Source organism: Micromonospora aridisoli, assembly GCF_056150025.1.
Map to the genome: position 1 here is coordinate 1 of NZ_JAXCFK010000082.1, position 612 is coordinate 612.

General features: G+C 34.0%; 2 protein-coding genes. One reads left to right on the forward strand and one right to left on the reverse strand.

Annotated elements, in window-relative coordinates:
• A partial coding sequence (locus SM447_RS29460) for a hypothetical protein (protein ID WP_474576129.1) occupies positions 1-201 on the reverse strand: 201 nt, incomplete at its 3' end.
• A 204-nt stretch (positions 202-405) separates the two neighbouring features.
• Between SM447_RS29460 and SM447_RS29465 the strand changes: the two genes are divergently transcribed.
• Positions 406-603, forward strand: coding sequence for a helix-turn-helix domain-containing protein (locus SM447_RS29465; protein ID WP_474576130.1), 198 nt, complete (start codon positions 406-408; stop codon positions 601-603).
• Positions 604-612 lie beyond the last annotated feature (9 nt).

The window sequence follows — 612 nt, forward strand, 5'->3', positions numbered from 1 at the left end:
CAGAGTGACAAGACTTTTGTATTGGATATCTTCGGCCAAGAAATCAGAATGAAGGCTATCGTACGTCCCATCTCCTCTTTTCAAGACGTGATACAGATGAACTTGACCCTCTTCAGCACCAATTGCGAACTGCTTATAAAAAAGTATTGCAGGTAAATCACCTAAGTCACTTCTGCGGATGATTATGTGTTTCATTTTCACACCCCTAGTTTACTTATTTGATTTATTGTTTCATTAATCGAATAAATGTTTTATTTCTAAACACAGTATAGTTCTATTCCAAAACATAGTCAAGCACTTTCTGAAAAAAATGTTTTAAAAAGAAACAAAAGGCTGATAATATGCTATAATAAAGAAAATTAACGTTCGAGGTGCTTTATGAAATTACGTCCAAGCTATAAGCCAATGGAGATTACTCTTATAAAGAAGGATTTAAAAAAGGTGGATTTAAGAAGTCACGTCGACGTCTCATCTGCAACATTGGCTAAAATGTCTAAGGGTGAACCTGTATCTCTTGCATCAATAATAAAAATATGTGAGTTTTTAGAATGTGACCTACATGATGTTGTTGAATTAGTTGAGGTTGAAGACTCAGACTCTTAAGCAAAAGTA

Bases quoted from the DNA above. Each gene is read 5' to 3' on its own strand.
- SM447_RS29465 (WP_474576130.1), top strand. From the start codon at position 406: ATGGAGATTACTCTTATAAAGAAGGATTTAAAAAAGGTGGATTTAAGA.